The sequence below is a fragment of the Methylobacterium sp. AC690 genome (genome assembly GCF_979256535.1).
Genome location: NZ_CEEDOX010000004.1, coordinates 84,423 through 98,803, shown reverse-complemented (window position 1 = coordinate 98,803; position 14,381 = coordinate 84,423). Strand labels below are relative to the sequence as shown.

Annotated in this window: 13 protein-coding genes; 6 read left to right on the top strand and 7 right to left on the bottom strand. The window is 65.4% G+C overall.

Annotation, left to right across the window (positions count from 1 at the left end; genetic code table 11):
• Positions 1 to 68: 68 nt before the first annotated feature.
• Positions 69 to 551 carry a peroxiredoxin gene (locus AC0IY1_RS05935; RefSeq protein ID WP_103709121.1) on the bottom strand — a complete coding sequence of 161 codons (483 nt, stop codon included), beginning with the start codon at positions 549 to 551 and terminating at the stop codon, positions 69 to 71.
• 218 nt (positions 552 to 769) lie between these two features.
• Between AC0IY1_RS05935 and AC0IY1_RS05930 the strand changes: the two genes are divergently transcribed.
• Entirely contained in the window at positions 770 to 1,378 is a 609-nt protein-coding gene (locus AC0IY1_RS05930; RefSeq protein ID WP_471768402.1) for a YqgE/AlgH family protein, read from the top strand.
• A gap of 9 nt (positions 1,379 to 1,387) precedes the next feature.
• On the opposite strand, the gene AC0IY1_RS05925 is transcribed toward AC0IY1_RS05930, so the two are convergent.
• A complete protein-coding gene (locus AC0IY1_RS05925) occupies positions 1,388 to 2,359 on the bottom strand; it encodes a hypothetical protein (protein WP_471768400.1) in 972 nt (323 codons plus the stop codon).
• A gap of 438 nt (positions 2,360 to 2,797) precedes the next feature.
• On the opposite strand from AC0IY1_RS05925, the gene dnaK reads away from it, so the two are divergent.
• From dnaK to AC0IY1_RS05910, 3 genes are all read left to right on the top strand, one after another.
• On the top strand, positions 2,798 to 4,711 hold the full coding sequence (gene dnaK, locus AC0IY1_RS05920) for a molecular chaperone DnaK (RefSeq protein ID WP_471768397.1): 1,914 nt from the start codon (positions 2,798 to 2,800) through the stop codon (positions 4,709 to 4,711).
• Between the two features lie 155 nt (positions 4,712 to 4,866).
• A complete protein-coding gene (dnaJ, locus tag AC0IY1_RS05915; protein WP_055952591.1) occupies positions 4,867 to 6,033 on the top strand; it encodes a molecular chaperone DnaJ in 1,167 nt (388 codons plus the stop codon).
• Between the two features lie 178 nt (positions 6,034 to 6,211).
• A complete protein-coding gene (locus tag AC0IY1_RS05910; RefSeq protein ID WP_471768396.1) occupies positions 6,212 to 6,847 on the top strand; it encodes a class I SAM-dependent methyltransferase in 636 nt (211 codons plus the stop codon).
• A gap of 473 nt (positions 6,848 to 7,320) precedes the next feature.
• On the opposite strand, the gene deoA is transcribed toward AC0IY1_RS05910, so the two are convergent.
• From deoA to AC0IY1_RS05890, 4 genes are read right to left on the bottom strand one after another with little or no spacing between them, the layout of a single operon-like run.
• Entirely contained in the window at positions 7,321 to 8,634 is a 1,314-nt protein-coding gene (deoA, locus tag AC0IY1_RS05905) for a thymidine phosphorylase (RefSeq protein ID WP_471768395.1), read from the bottom strand.
• Positions 8,631 to 9,374 carry a deoxyribose-phosphate aldolase gene (deoC, locus tag AC0IY1_RS05900; RefSeq protein WP_471768392.1) on the bottom strand — a complete coding sequence of 248 codons (744 nt, stop codon included), beginning with the start codon at positions 9,372 to 9,374 and terminating at the stop codon, positions 8,631 to 8,633. The genes deoA and deoC overlap by 4 nt, the downstream gene beginning before the upstream one ends.
• Positions 9,371 to 10,204, bottom strand: coding sequence for a purine-nucleoside phosphorylase (locus tag AC0IY1_RS05895; RefSeq protein ID WP_471768389.1), 834 nt, complete (start codon positions 10,202 to 10,204; stop codon positions 9,371 to 9,373). Before AC0IY1_RS05895 ends, deoC begins: the two co-directional genes overlap by 4 nt.
• A complete protein-coding gene (locus AC0IY1_RS05890; RefSeq protein ID WP_471768388.1) occupies positions 10,197 to 10,652 on the bottom strand; it encodes a cytidine deaminase in 456 nt (151 codons plus the stop codon). Before AC0IY1_RS05890 ends, AC0IY1_RS05895 begins: the two co-directional genes overlap by 8 nt.
• 149 nt (positions 10,653 to 10,801) lie before the next feature.
• Here AC0IY1_RS05890 and AC0IY1_RS05885 point away from each other — a divergent pair, with 149 nt between their 5' ends.
• Positions 10,802 to 11,023 carry a DUF2093 domain-containing protein gene (locus AC0IY1_RS05885; RefSeq protein WP_055952609.1) on the top strand — a complete coding sequence of 74 codons (222 nt, stop codon included), beginning with the start codon at positions 10,802 to 10,804 and terminating at the stop codon, positions 11,021 to 11,023.
• A 440-nt stretch (positions 11,024 to 11,463) separates the two neighbouring features.
• Positions 11,464 to 13,578 (top strand): PAS domain S-box protein, encoded by a 2,115-nt coding sequence (locus tag AC0IY1_RS05880; protein WP_471768386.1) that lies wholly within the window; start codon positions 11,464 to 11,466, stop codon positions 13,576 to 13,578.
• A 221-nt stretch (positions 13,579 to 13,799) separates the two neighbouring features.
• On the opposite strand, the gene AC0IY1_RS05875 is transcribed toward AC0IY1_RS05880, so the two are convergent.
• The gene (locus AC0IY1_RS05875; protein WP_471768385.1) at positions 13,800 to 14,321 is read right to left on the bottom strand and encodes a tetraacyldisaccharide 4'-kinase; all 522 of its coding nucleotides are present in this window, start codon (positions 14,319 to 14,321) and stop codon (positions 13,800 to 13,802) included.
• Positions 14,322 to 14,381 lie beyond the last annotated feature (60 nt).

Sequence of the window (14,381 nt, the reverse complement as noted above, 5' to 3'; positions counted from 1 at the left end):
AGCGTTTGAGCGTCAGGCGAAAGCGTCCCAAGTTACCGGCGGATGCATCACATCCGCCGGTGGATCGATCAGATCACCTTGAGAAGGGCTTCGGCGCCCGACAACTCAGTCTTGGCCGGGGAGTCCTCGACATTAAGTACGCGCACGACACCGTCCTCTACGAGCATCGCGTAACGCTTCGAACGGGTACCAAGTCCGAAGCCGGCCCCGTCCATGTCGAGGCCAATCGCCTTCGCGAATTCAGCGTTCCCGTCAGCGAGAAACTCGAGGCCCTCGGCGCCACTCGCCTTCTGCCACGCATCAAGCACAAACACGTCGTTGACCGACGTGATCGCGATGGTGTCGATGCCGCGAGCCTTGATCTCGGCCTGCTTCTCCACGAAGCCGGGCAGATGGTTGCGGTGACAGCTCGGCGTGAAGGCGCCGGGCACCCCGACGAGGACGACGCGGCGGCCCTTGAAGAAGTCGTCGGTGGTCTTGGCTTCCGGGCCGTCCGCCCCACTCACGCGAAACGTGACCTGGGGGAGGTGGTCGCCAACCTGAATGGTCATCCGTCGTCTCCTGAAGATCGCCGGGGCATCCGAACCGTCAGATCCCTAGCTACTGTCACAGAGTCGTACCCAGTTCACGCACCGGGCCGGCTCGCGAAAAATCGTCTAGCTCGCAGGGGTTAGCCTGTCGAGTTTCCGCCGTCGCCAATGTGGCGGATATCCCTTGGCGGAACGTGCCGTGCCCTGGACAAAGGCGCCTACCCGCGTAGCATACGGCAATGCAGCGTTCACAGGCCCACACGGGCGATCCCGCCTACCTTGACGGTCAGTTTCTTGTCGCCATGCCGGGACTGACGGATTCGCGCTTCGCCCGGTCGGTCATCTATCTCTGTGCGCATTCGGCTGACGGAGCCATGGGGATCATCCTCAACAAGGCCGTCTCTGACCTCAATATGCCCGACCTGCTGATTCAGCTTGATATCGCGAGCGAGACTGATGCGATCCGGCTCCGCCAGCGTGTCGGCCACATGCCCGTGCTGATGGGCGGACCTGTTGATGCCAAGCGCGGCTTCGTGCTCCACACTGACGACTTCCATATCGATCAATCCACGCTGATCATCGACGATGGAATCTGCCTCACAGCAACGGTGGACATTTTGAAGGCGATCGCCGCCGGCGACGGTCCGGCCAACGCCGTCCTCGCCCTTGGCTATGCAGGATGGCAGCCAGGACAGCTCGAGAGCGAAATCCTAGCCAATGGATGGCTGGTCTGCCCAGCCGATCCCGACATGATTTTCCATACGGCTCTCGAAGCCAAGTACGAGCGCACGTTACGCAACAATGGCATCGACCTCGCGATGCTATCGGTCAGCGCCGGCCATAGCTGAGCGTTCGCGCTACTGGTCGGAGAACGGAGCGCCACCCGTATCCGGATTCATACCTTCCACCGGGGGCTTGCGGCGCGAACGGGGCGAGGACGCCGAAGCGCTTGGCGCCGCTGTGTTCGTATTGACCCCGAGGCGGGTGGCGAGTGCCAAAGCTCGTGCTTCAGTGAAGCGCAGGTTGCAGAATCCGTGCGCTCCTTCACGAGCATAGGTTCGGCACATCTGCTCGCGATCGGAGGAGAAGGCCGCCTGTTCGGTGACCACGGGGCGAAGCTCAGGGCCACGCAGGCGCTGACTAATCAACTTGTAATTCTCCCGGACGGCCCGGTCGGCTCCACCGCGCGCCGCCTCAAACTCGCTCGCCCGCGAAATGAGCGTGGCCGCGGCCGGTCCCCACAAACCCGTGGGCGTCGTGGCGCAATCGGCCGCCGCGAAGGTACAGACGGGACCGGACACCGATTGCACCAGAACGGCGCCATCGAGTACGTCGAACCGGAGGGGACATTCGCCGCCGGTGACCTCGAAGCGGCCGACACCCTCCGCACGGCCCTCGGACGAGACTGACACCGGCGCCCCTCCGTTCAGTGGCACCTTGCAGGCTTCGACGGGCTGCGAGATTTTATTGCCCGGCAAAACGACGCGAGCTGTAGTCCCCCCCCCGGCCCGCTCAAGCTTCAGGCTACCGGTGAGCCCGTTTAGCATCAGCTCCTGTCCCATCACGTTGTCCTCGGAGGGCGCTTTGAGGACAATAGGCTGACGCGGTACCGGAGGTGCTTTCGGTGCGTCCGACGCAGCCGGCGCCCCGCCCTCGCCGGGTGCGCCTGGCACAGGAGTTTGTGGAGCGGAAGGAACGCCCCTTGGCGGCACTGGCGGCTTAGCCGCCCGCCCGATTCCGAACAATTCCTCGAAAAACGACTGCGCGCAGGCTGGGTGAGGAACCGATGCCAGCACCGGTAGAAGAAGAAGCACGCGGGTCAGACGCATCGAAACTTTCGAGCCTATATCCGTGGAGGCAGCGTGGTGCGCAGGCAAGCACGTTCACCTCCCACTTACCATGCAACGAGCCTTGTGACACGGCAGCGATGCCGCTTCTTGACGATGAAACATTGGGGAAACCGCCGACGCCCTCGTTGTAAAACCCCAGCAGGCGGCTCGGATGGATGTTCCAAGTCAAAGGCGATGAAGAGGATAACGCGGCTCCGCGCAATCCGATGCGCCTCGTCGGCGGGCTCTGCCTTGCGGCCTCACGACACCCTTCTTATATCGGCCGAGACGCGGGATTAAGACCCGGCTCTGCACCGTTCCGGGGCGCGAACCGGTGTCCAAACCCGTTCTCACACACTCAGTTTTGCACAGCCATGGGCCGAGCTGCTTCGGGGCTTGGCGGTCTGCTTGACCAAACGACAACAGAGGGATCCCACCATGGGTAAGGTAATTGGTATCGACCTCGGCACCACGAACTCCTGTGTGGCCGTCATGGAAGGCACGCAGCCTAAGGTCGTCGAGAATTCGGAAGGTGCGCGCACCACACCGTCCATCGTCGCTTTCACCGACGAGGGCGAGCGGCTCGTCGGCCAGCCAGCCAAGCGTCAGGCTGTTACGAATCCTGAGCGTACGTTCTTCGCCATCAAGCGCCTCGTGGGTCGGACCTACGACGATCCGATGACACAGAAGGACAAGGGTCTCGTCCCCTACAAGATTGTTCGCGGCGACAACGGCGATGCCTGGGTCGAGGCGGATGGCAAGAAGTATTCGCCTTCGCAGATCTCCGCCTTCACGCTGCAGAAGATGAAAGAGACTGCTGAGGCGCATCTCGGTCAGCCGGTGACGCAGGCTGTCATCACGGTGCCGGCCTACTTTAATGACGCGCAGCGCCAAGCCACCAAGGATGCCGGCAAGATCGCTGGCCTTGAGGTTCTTCGGATCATCAACGAGCCCACGGCAGCGGCACTCGCCTACGGCCTCGACAAGAAGAAGGCTGGCACCATCGCGGTGTATGACCTCGGCGGCGGCACCTTTGACGTCTCGATCCTCGAGATCGGGGATGGCGTGTTCGAGGTGAAGTCCACCAACGGCGACACCTTCCTGGGTGGCGAGGACTTTGACAACCGCGTGGTCGAGTACCTGACGAGCGAGTTCAAGCGCGAGCAGGGTATCGATCTTACGAAGGACAAGCTTGCGCTTCAGCGCCTCAAGGAGGCCGCTGAGAAGGCCAAAATCGAGCTGTCGTCTGCGACGCAGACCGAGATCAACCTGCCCTACATCACAGCCGATGCTACGGGTCCGAAGCATCTTGCGCTCAAGCTCAGCCGTGCGAAATTCGAGTCCCTCGTGGACGACCTCGTCCAACGCACGATCGAGCCCTGCCGCAAAGCGCTGAAGGATGCTGGCGTGTCGGCCTCCGAGATCGACGAGGTCGTGCTTGTGGGCGGCATGATCCGCATGCCCAAGATCCAGGAAGTCGTGAAATCCTTCTTCGGCAAGGAGCCCCACAAGGGCGTCAACCCGGATGAGGTCGTCGCCATCGGCGCGGCCGTTCAGGCTGGCGTGCTTCAGGGCGACGTCAAGGACGTGCTACTCCTCGACGTCACCCCGCTGTCGCTGGGCATCGAGACACTGGGTGGCGTGTTCACCCGTCTGATCGACCGCAACACCACGATCCCAACGAAGAAGTCCCAGACCTTCTCAACGGCAGAGGACAACCAGAACGCGGTGACCATCCGGGTCTTCCAGGGTGAGCGCGAGATGGCGGCAGACAATAAATTGCTCGGCCAGTTCGACCTGATGGGCATTCCGCCGGCACCGCGCGGCATGCCGCAGATCGAGGTGACCTTCGATATCGATGCCAATGGCATCGTGAACGTCACTGCCAAGGACAAGGCGACGAACAAGGAGCACCAGATCCGGATCCAGGCCTCCGGTGGTCTGTCGGATGCCGACATCGAGCGCATGGTTAAGGACGCCGAGGCGAATGCCGAGGCGGATAAGAAGCGCCGTGAGCTCGTCGAAGTGAAAAATCAGGGTGAGAGCCTGATCCACGCCACGGAGAAGTCGGTGAAGGAGTACGGCGACAAGGTCTCCGCGGACGACAAGGGCGCCATCGAGACGGCGATCACCGCACTCCGTACCGCCCTTGAAGGCGACGATGTAGAAGTCATCAAGGCTCGCACCACTGACGTGATGCAGGCGTCGATGAAGCTCGGCGAGGCGATGTACGCAGCCAACCAATCCGGCGAGGCGGGAGCCGAAGCCGGCGCCGGCGAGGCGAAGAAGGACGATGTCATCGACGCCGACTTCCAGGAAGTCGATGACAAGGACCAGAAGAAGCGGGCATAACGCCTGCATCTGAGTTCGGGGCCGGAGCGATCCGGCCCCGAACCATGTTCGGCTTGTCCCGTTGAGCGGAGCCAGCTGAGTTTCAAGCGCATCAGCGCTCGAGTTGGACGGCGTGGTCCGGTCGAACCGGCGCGCCGGGGACTTTGAGGACGGGAATGTCGAAGCGGGACTATTACGAGATTCTAGGCGTCTCCAAGACCGCGACCGACGGCGAGATGAAAGTCGCCTTTCGCAAGCTCGCCATGAGCTACCATCCGGACCGCAATCCGGGAAATGCCGAGGCCGAAGTCAAGTTCAAGGAAATTAACGAGGCTTATCAATGCCTTTCTGATGGTCAGAAGCGTGCTGCCTACGACCGCTTTGGCCATGCCGCGTTCCAACAGGGTGGAGCGGGTGGTCCCGGGTTCGGAAACGAGTTCGGCGACTTCATGTCGGACATCTTCGACAACTTCTTCGGTGACGGCCGAGCCGGTGCTGGCGCCGGTGGCGGGCGCGGTGGCGCCCGCGGTGGTCCGACCCGCGAACGGGGTGCTGACCTCCGCTACAATCTTGATATTTCACTGGAGGAAGCGTTCAGCGGGAAGGCCGAGACCATCAAGATGGCGACTTCGGTCACCTGCGAGGTCTGCTCCGGCTCCGGTGCCAAGGCCGGTTCGAAGCCGCGTCCCTGCCAGACCTGTGGTGGCTATGGGCGGGTCCGTGCGGCACAGGGTTTCTTCGCCATCGAGCGCACCTGCCCGAATTGTCACGGCCGCGGCGAGGTGATCGACGATCCTTGTGGTGCCTGCAGCGGTGCCGGCCGCGTGACGCGAGAGCGGACCCTCTCCATCAACGTGCCGGCTGGCGTCGATGACGGCCTCCGGATCCGTTTGGCCGGCGAGGGTGAGACGGGCCTTCGCGGCGGACCGGCCGGAGATCTCTACGTCTTCCTCTCGATCAAGCCGCACGAGTTTTTCCAGCGCGACGGCGCAGACCTGTTCTGCCGGGTACCAATCTCCATGGTGACTGCAGCGCTCTCGGGCGAGATCACGGTGCCGGTGATCGATGGCTCCCAGACGCAAGTGCGTATCCCAGCAGGCACTCAGACAGCGAAGCAATTTCGTATCAAGGGCAAGGGGATGCCGGTGCTGCGTTCGAGAGACGTCGGTGACCTTTACATCCAGGTCTTCGTAGAAACGCCGCAGAACCTCTCGAAGCGTCAGCGCGAGTTGCTGCAGGAATTCGACCAGTCGGCCTCCGACGAGAACCATCCGGAGAGCGCGGGGTTCTTTTCGAAGGTCAAGGATTTCTTCGACGGGCTCGGAGGGGCGGCGAGGACCTAGACTTGCAATATCGTGCGGATCAAAACGGTTCGGCCACGGTTATCGCATGTGGCGGTCGGGCACCGCCCGCGCGATCCTTGTGTGCGCCTCGGCATGTTCGGTGGTTGCAAGCTTGACTGCTGGAGAGCTTCGTCGTCTAGCCTTTCCCTCCCAACCCGTGATCTGAGGACATAGGGTCTTGCCGCCGCTACGCCGCTCCAGCGCAAAAGCCGACCTCGCTCCCGGTGCCAACCGTACACGGCGGGATCCGCTGGAGGACGAGGCGCGCTTTCTACGCTCCTGGTTCGAGCGCCCCCTCGTCACGGGTGCTGTGACGCCGTCGGGCAAGATGCTCGCCCGCACGATGGCTTCCTACGTCGATCCACGCGTCAGCGGACCTGTGATCGAGCTTGGACCTGGGACCGGACCCGTCACGGAGGCCCTGATCCGGCGAGGCGTCGAGCAAGAGCGGCTGATCTTGGTCGAGTACAATCCCGATTTCTGCAAGCTGCTGCAGAAGCGCTTTCCGCGTGCAACGATCATTCGCGGAGATGCGTACAACATTCGCGAGACGTTCGGCACGATGCTCACGGAAAAAGCGGCTGCGATGGTTTCAAGCCTCCCGCTGTTCACGAAGCCCTTGGAGCAGCGGCTCGATCTCTTGAACGCCGCCCATGAAATGATGCATCTGAGCGCACCCTTCGTACAGTTCACCTACGCGGTGGTTCCGCCTATTCCGGCTCGGTGCGATGCCGGCACCTACACGGCCAGTCGGTCGAACCGGGTCTGGCTCAATCTTCCGCCCGCACGCGTTTGGGTCTATCGCCGACCTTAAGCGGCATCGGCTGCTCACCGAAACCAAGCGAAGTTCGGTGTCAGAGAGCGTTCAGTGCGCTAGCCCTATCCCGATTGCCGGGGGCGAGATCCGCCTTGGCAGTCAGGCCAAGAACTCCACGATGACCGCCTCACGCACAGTCACATTGCGGGAATTGAGAACCCTGATCGCGGCGATAGGCTACGCCGGCGGTCTCGCCCTCGTGAACGGGGCGGACGCGTCGTCTCTCGTGGCGGCTGCTCAAAGTGAGCAGCACAGGGCAATCAGCCCTTTGCAGTACTGGGGCGGGCACGGCGCCTGAAGCCATCATCGACAGCACTACAAAGACCGGGGCTTTGGCCATCACCGCTGGCATTATGGCTGGGGGCACCACCGCAGTTAGGAGTGGAGTCACTACCGAAATCACGGTGGCGGACACCACGACTTCTGAGCGCCTTCTTACATCCCTCGGTTCTCCCTGCAGAGGGGACTAACTAATCGGCAATTCGTTCCAAGATCGCGGGCGTTGGCCTCAGGGGCACCGTGTCAATGCGGTAGGCCGCTAGCAGAGTAGCTTCGGCCCTGTCGGCGGATGCTGCATCAGCGGCATGAACGATCGCAAGAGGCTGGCCTTGCTCGATCTTGGCACCGATACGAAGCAGTCCGGTCAGGCCAACACGGGGGTCGACGTCGTCTTGCGGACGGGTCCGCCCACCACCGAGGCCGATCACTGCAAGTCCCAAGTCTCGCGTCGCGATCGAGGTGACGTAGCCGTCCGTCTTCGCGACGACCACGCGCGTGATGGGCGCCGCTGGCAGGTAGTGCGCAGACCGCTCGACCAGATCGACGGGGCCGCCGAGCGCAGTGACCATCCGGGCGAAGACTTCGAGGGCGCGTCCCGAGGCAAGCGCCGTTTCCAGGCGTGCGGAGGCGTCGCCGATGTCGGGACTGAGGCCGCCGACCACCAGCATCTCGGCCGCGAGCCTGAGCGTGACGGCGTGGAAGGCCGGCTCGCGCGAGCGCCCACGGAGATAGTCGAGGGTGTAAGCAACCTCCAGGGCGTTCCCCGCGGCCGAGGCGAGGGGCGAGTCCATGTCGGTGATCAGCGCCACCGTGCGCAGGCCCGCGCCGCCCGCGACGTCGACGATGCTCCGCGCGAGGCTCTGGGCCTCCCGGCGCTCGGCCATGAAGGCGCCCGAGCCCACCTTCACATCCATCACCAAGCCGTCGAGACCGGCAGCGAGTTTCTTCGACAGGATGGACGCGGTGATCAGGTCGAGGGACTCGACGGTGCCCGTCACGTCGCGGATGGCGTAGAGGCGCCGATCCGCAGGCGCGAGGTCGTCGGTCTGTCCGATGATGGCGCAGCCCACGTCGGCCGTTACGGTGCGGAAGCGCGCGAGCCCCGGCATCGCATCGTAGCGGGGAATGCTCGCGAGCTTGTCGAGGGTGCCGCCGGTATGCCCGAGCCCGCGCCCCGAGATCATCGGTACGTAGCCCCCGCAGGCCGCGACCATCGGCGCGAGCGCGAGGCTGACCGCGTCCCCGACCCCGCCGGACGAGTGCTTGTCCAGGACCGGCCCGGGCAGGTCCCACCGCAGGACGGTGCCGGACTCGGTCATCGCCCGCGTCAGCGCCACGCGCTCTGACCGCGAAAGACCACGAAAAAACACCGCCATCGCGAAGGCTGCGGCCTGCCCCTCGGTCACCCGCCCGTCCGTCAGGCCCGCGATGAAGTCCGCGATGTCCTCGGGCGGGATCGCGCCGCCGTCCCGCTTGGTGCGGATGAGTTCCTGGGGCAGCCTCATCGCCCAGCCTCCCCGAGCGCCGCGACCAGCGCCGTGCGCAGGCTGCTGGCGCCGAGGCGGAAGGTGCGCGGCGAGACCCAGGTCGGCCCCATGATCCGATCCGCGAGGGCGAGGTAAGTGCCGGCATCCGCGACGGTTTTCAAGCCGCCCGAGACCTTGAGACCGACTTGATGCCCCGCGGCGTGGTCGCGGATGGCGCGGAGCATCGCCTCAGCGGCCTCCGGGGTCGCCGAAATCGCGCTTTTGCCCGTGGAGGTCTTGAGGAAATCCGCCCTGGCCTCGATGGCGAGGCGGCTCGCGGCCGTGATGGCGTCCGGGGTCGCCAGGACACCGGTCTCCAGGATGACCTTCAGCAGGCGGCCACCGTCGCAGACATCGCGGATCGCGGCGAGCATGGCGCGGGCCGTGCCGGTCTCGCCGGCGAGGACGCTGCGATAGGGCAGGACGAGATCGATCTCGTGGGCGCCGTCGGCGAGGGCTTCGGTCGTATCCTCCACCGCCCGCTCGATGTCGTCGCCACCGGCGGGGAAGTTGACGACGGTGGCGACGCGCACCGGCGATCCGGCGAGCAGCCGGGCGGCGCGGCCGACGTAGTGCGGCCAGACGCAGACGGCGGCGACCGCGCTCGCCCGGGCGTCGCGGCAGAGCGTGTCGATGGCGGCTTCCGAGCAGGATTCGCCGAGATCGGTGAGGTCGAGGAGGGGCAGGGCCCGCCGGGCGAGGGAGGCGTCGTCGGTCATCGGGGGGCACTCGCGGGCAGGCGGGCGACGAAGACGGCGACCAGGCGGGCGAGGGCGTCCCCGGCCCGGGCGGCGGCGGCCTTGGTCTCCGCGTGATGGGGATCGCCGCCGTCGAGGCCAGCACCGAGGTTGGTGACGACGGACAGGGCGGCGACGGGCAGGCCGTAGAAGCGGGCGAGGATGACCTCGGGGACCGTCGACATGCCGACGAGGTCGGCCCCGAGGCGGCCGGCCATGCGGACTTCCGCCGGGGTCTCGAAGCTCGGTCCGGAGAACCAGGCGTAGACGCCCTGGTGCAGAGCGACGCCGGATTCCCGTGCGGCATCAAGGAGATGGGCGCGCAACTCGGCGTCGTAGGCCCCCACCATGGGCACGAAGCGGGCGTCGCTGGCCTCGCCGAAGAGCGGGTTGAGGCCCGAGAGGTTGATGTGGTCGGTGAGCGCCACCAGGCTGCCGGGGCCGACCTCCGGCCGCAGGGAGCCGGAGGCGTTGGTGAGGAGAAGCGCTTGCGCCCCAAGGACTTGCGCGACGCCGAGCGGCAGCCGCATCACGGCGGCGTCGCCGGTCTCGTAGGCGTGGGCACGGCCCTCGAAGACCAGGACCCGGCGCCCGGCGAGGCGCCCGGCATGGAGGCGGCCGCCGTGGCCGCTCACGCCGGGGGCCGGAAACCCCGGAATTTGCCCGTAGGATACCGAGAGGGTCGTGTCGAGGTCACGCACCAGTCCGCCGAGTCCGGTGCCGGTGACGATCGCGCAGGCGAACGGTCCGCCGAACCCCTGCGCGCGCAGCAGACCGGCGGCGGCCTGGATCCCCGGCTCCAAATCACGCATGGGGCCCCCGGGGATCGGCGCCCAGGTTGTCCGGGCCGAAGGAGTCGGGCAGCAGGGCCCCGACGCTGAAGGAGGCGCGGAGGGCCGTGGCGTCGGCGACGTGGACCCGGACCGCCGGACCGGCGAATTCGCGGATGCGCTGCCGGCAGGCACCGCAGGGGGTGACGAGGCCGGGCCCCGGGCCGAGGACCAGCAGCGCGGCGATGCGCCGGCCGCCGGAGGCGACCATGGCGGCGATGGCGCCGGCCTCGGCGCAGGTCCCCACCGGGTAGGCGGCGTTCTCGACGTTGCAGCCGGCATGGAGGGCGCCCGCCTCGTCGCGGAGGGCCGCGCCGACGGGAAAGCGCGAGTAGGGGGCGTAGGCGCGCCCCTGCGCCGCCAGGGCGGCGTCGAACAGGCGGGACAGGTCCGGAGTCAGGATGTCCGGAGTCGGGGGAGCCAGGGTCATCGGGGCGGGACACGGCGCGACATCGCGCGACTTAGGCACCAAGTGGCGGGGCTGTCGAGGCCCGGCGCCGGCGCGGCGACCGCATCGACAGCGCGCCCCCGGCCTCCTAAGACGGGGCGAGCGGGGGCAGAGCCGGGAGGCGAGGGACCATGTTGGGACGTTTCGAGCGCGGAGCCTCCGGCGAGGCGGTGGTGGAGTACGGCGACGGCACCATGCGGGTGATCAAGCCCGGCAGCTTCGTGCGCTGCGCCGTGACCGGCGAGGCGATCCCCCTCGACGCCCTGCGCTACTGGAGCGCGACCCGGCAGGAGGCCTATGCCAGCCCCGAGGCGGCGATGAAGCGCCTCGCCGAGACCGGACGACCGGAGTAGGGGATTTTACCGGATTAGTAAGTCGGCCGAAGACGTTTTGGAAGTATACATTCGATAGATGCTAATGTCCGTATAGACCTATAGTTCAATTATTTTGTACGACCGGTTTGGCTGGATTTCGACCGGTCCGCTGCCGGGCGACGAGCGCGGGAAGCGGACATAAACGCTCCGCCCGTTCCCGACGCAAACTAGCCCCGGAGGAAGAAGTGATATTGGGCGTTCGGGGAAGCAGAGCGAGACGCCGGAACCGAAATAAGTTGTGACGCAGTGAAGAACCATTGGCGGCATCAGCCACTCGCGAAAAATTGATCAAACCAGAGCTCAATTATTTGTAATTTACAAGCTTATATGATCGCCAGCGTAGCTTAACTGAATTTTAAACGAAATTTGAGAGCTAATGCTTGGAAGTTCGGTGGCAATCGGACACCAGTGGGACGCCGATGCTCTTCGATCGATCCGCCAAGGCCAAGCTCGCTGCCCTAGATCGGTCGCAGGCGGTCATCGAATTCGAGCTCGACGGCACCATCCTGGACGCCAATGCCAACTTCCTCGCGACCGTCGGCTACGATCTTGCCGAGATCCGCGGCCAGCACCACCGCATCTTTGTCGATCCCGCCGAACGCGAGAGCTCGGCGTACCGGGAGTTCTGGAGTTCGCTCGGGAGCGGCGCGTTTCAAGAGGGCGAGTACCGGCGCGTCGGTAAGGGCGGTCGAGATATCTGGCTGCAGGCGACCTACAACCCGATCCTCGGCGCGACGGGCCGTCCCATCCGGATCGTGAAGTTCGCCACGGACGTCACGGAGCAGAAGCTGCGCAACGCCGATTTCGAGGGCAAGGTGGCCGCCCTCGGCGTCTCACAGGCCGTCATCGAGTTCGCCCTCGACGGCACGATCCTCGACGCCAATGCGAACTTCCTCGCCGCCGTCGGCTACGATCTCGCCGAGATCCGTGGCCAGCACCATCGCATCTTCGTCGATCCCGCCGACCGCGACAGCCCAGCGTATTGGGATTTCTGGAGGTCGCTCGGCAGCGGCGCGTTTCAGCAGGGCGAGTACCGGCGCGTCGGCAAGGGCGGTCGGGATATTTGGCTTCAGGCGACCTACAACCCAATCCGCGACCCGTCCGGGCGCCCGATGAAGATCGTCAAGTTCGCGAGCGACATCACCGCCGACAAGCTGCGCGCCATCGACTTCGCCGGCAAGATCTCCGCGATCGACAAGGCGCAGGCGGTGATCGAGTTCGCGCCCGACGGCACGATACTGACCGCCAACGCCAACTTTCTCTCAGCAGTGGGCTACGCGCTCCCGGAGGTCGCCGGCCAGCACCACCGCATGTTCGTGGAGCCTAGCGAGGCCGAGGGTGCAGCCTATCGGACGTTCTGGCAGCGCCTGGGCGAGGGCGCGTACCAAGCCGGCGAATACAGGCGCGTCGGCAAGGACGGTCGGGAGATTTGGTTGCAGGCCACCTACAACCCGATCCTCGATCCGATGACGAGCAAGCCTCTGAAGGTCGTCAAGTTCGCCACGGACATCACCGACGAGATCGTCCGCCGTCGCCAGTTCCAGTTGCTCTCCCTCGTAGCCGACGAAACCGACAACTCGGTGGTCATCACCGATGCCCAAGGCCACATCGAGTACGTCAATCCCGGCTTCGAGCGCATGACCGGGTACACCGCAGCCGAAGTGATGGGGCATAAGCCAGGAAAGCTGCTTCAAGGGCCGGCCACGAGTGCGACGACCCGAGCCCAGATCGCCGAGCGCCTCGCCCGCCACGAGCCGTTCTACGACGAGATCCTGAACTACACCAAGGCTGGCCAGCCGTACTGGATCTCCCTGGCGATCAACCCGATCCATAGCCGATCCGGTCAGATCGAACGCTTCATCTCGATCCAGGCGAACGTCACACAGACGAAGCAGGCCTCGGTCCAGCGCGGCATCCAGCTCGACGCGATCAGCGCCTCCAACGCGATCTGCGAGTGGTCGCTATCCGGACAGCTTCTGACGGCCAACGACTACCTGCGCGGGCTCGGTGTCGTGCTGGAGGGCGAGACGGCAAGCGCCGAAGCGCTCATTTCCCAGGCGGACCGCGAACGCCTCCTCTCGGGACAGCAGCTACGTCGAGAGATGCGGTGGACGTCGCAGGACGGCTTTGGCGTCTGGCTCGACGCGATCCTGTCGATACTGCCCGACCTAGAGGGCCGTCCCCAGAAGATCCTGATGTGCGCGGTCGACGTAAGCTTGCGAAAGCGCACGATGGAGCAAACCCATGCAGCGCTCGCCGACGTTCTGACCTCCTCCGGGCGGATCGACGAAATCACCGGGGCGATCGCGGCGATCGCGGGCCAGACCAACCTCCTCGCCCTGAACGCGACGATCGAGGCCGCGCGCGCAGGCGTGGCGGGACGTGGGTTTGCAGTGGTCGCACAGGAGGTCAAGGCCCTTGCTGGGCGCTCGTCGGCCGCGTCCGGCGACATCGCCGGGCTCGTCTCCGAAAGCCGGACACGGATCGAGGTTCTGGCCCAGACCTTGAGGACGCTGGACACCGAGGCGGCATGAACGACGAGGGATGCAGCAGAACTCCGTCAACCGCCTCCAACGTCCGCTTCAGCACGAAAGGTCAAACTTCGGGTCCTACTCTGAGCCGAAGTCGTTGGGCGGCAGACGAATAGCCGCCTTGGAGAAATGCTTACTGCGCTCCTGACGGCAGTGTTGGGTCGTAAACGGTCTGTCGGCTTTGAACCGAAGATCAAAACGAATGTCAGGCAAACAATTCTACCCTAGCACCCGCTCAATTTTCGCCACGCAACCACACCCATAACCAACCTCCGCAACTGCCACAGCAAAGCTCCCTTATCCGTAAACGCGAGCGTCATAGGCAGCACCCCGACGCGGGCGGCGAAGGGGGGTGAGACGCGGACGTGGTCCTTCTCGGTGGTGACGAGGTTGGCGCCGCGGCGGGAGGCCTCGGCCGCGAGGGTGACCTCGTGGGCGGGGCCGTAGGGGTGGTGGTTCGGAAAGGCGCGGCGCGCGACGATCGTGGCCCCGGCCTCTTCGAGGCTCGCGAAGAATTTTCGGGGACGGCCGATGCCCGCGAAGGCGAGGACGCGGCGGCCCGTCAGGTCGGCACCCGGCACCAGGCGGGCGCGGTGGACCGGGAGACCGCGCGACCGCGCCGCCGCGACCACGATTTCGCCCCGGGGCCCGGTCCCGATCAGCACGAGGCCGTGGACGTGCTGCCATTGCTGGGCGAGGGGGACCGGCCGGGAAGGGCAACCCGTTGCCGAGGCTGGCGCCGTCATCGACCACGGCCCACGACAGCGCCTCGGCCAAACCCGGGCTCCGCAATCCGCCATCCCTGA

Coding starts and splice junctions, on each gene's coding strand:
- dnaK (WP_471768397.1), top strand. CDS start 2,798: ATGGGTAAGGTAATTGGTATCGACCTCGGCACCACGAACTCCTGTGTG.
- deoA (WP_471768395.1), bottom strand. CDS start 8,634: ATGAGGCTGCCCCAGGAACTCATCCGCACCAAGCGGGACGGCGGCGCG.
- AC0IY1_RS05925 (WP_471768400.1), bottom strand. CDS start 2,359: ATGCGTCTGACCCGCGTGCTTCTTCTTCTACCGGTGCTGGCATCGGTT.
- dnaJ (WP_055952591.1), top strand. CDS start 4,867: ATGTCGAAGCGGGACTATTACGAGATTCTAGGCGTCTCCAAGACCGCG.
- AC0IY1_RS05890 (WP_471768388.1), bottom strand. CDS start 10,652: ATGACCCTGGCTCCCCCGACTCCGGACATCCTGACTCCGGACCTGTCC.
- AC0IY1_RS05895 (WP_471768389.1), bottom strand. CDS start 10,204: ATGCGTGATTTGGAGCCGGGGATCCAGGCCGCCGCCGGTCTGCTGCGC.
- deoC (WP_471768392.1), bottom strand. CDS start 9,374: ATGACCGACGACGCCTCCCTCGCCCGGCGGGCCCTGCCCCTCCTCGAC.
- AC0IY1_RS05930 (WP_471768402.1), top strand. CDS start 770: ATGCAGCGTTCACAGGCCCACACGGGCGATCCCGCCTACCTTGACGGT.
- AC0IY1_RS05875 (WP_471768385.1), bottom strand. CDS start 14,321: ATGACGGCGCCAGCCTCGGCAACGGGTTGCCCTTCCCGGCCGGTCCCC.
- AC0IY1_RS05885 (WP_055952609.1), top strand. CDS start 10,802: ATGTTGGGACGTTTCGAGCGCGGAGCCTCCGGCGAGGCGGTGGTGGAG.
- AC0IY1_RS05935 (WP_103709121.1), bottom strand. CDS start 551: ATGACCATTCAGGTTGGCGACCACCTCCCCCAGGTCACGTTTCGCGTG.
- AC0IY1_RS05880 (WP_471768386.1), top strand. CDS start 11,464: ATGCTCTTCGATCGATCCGCCAAGGCCAAGCTCGCTGCCCTAGATCGG.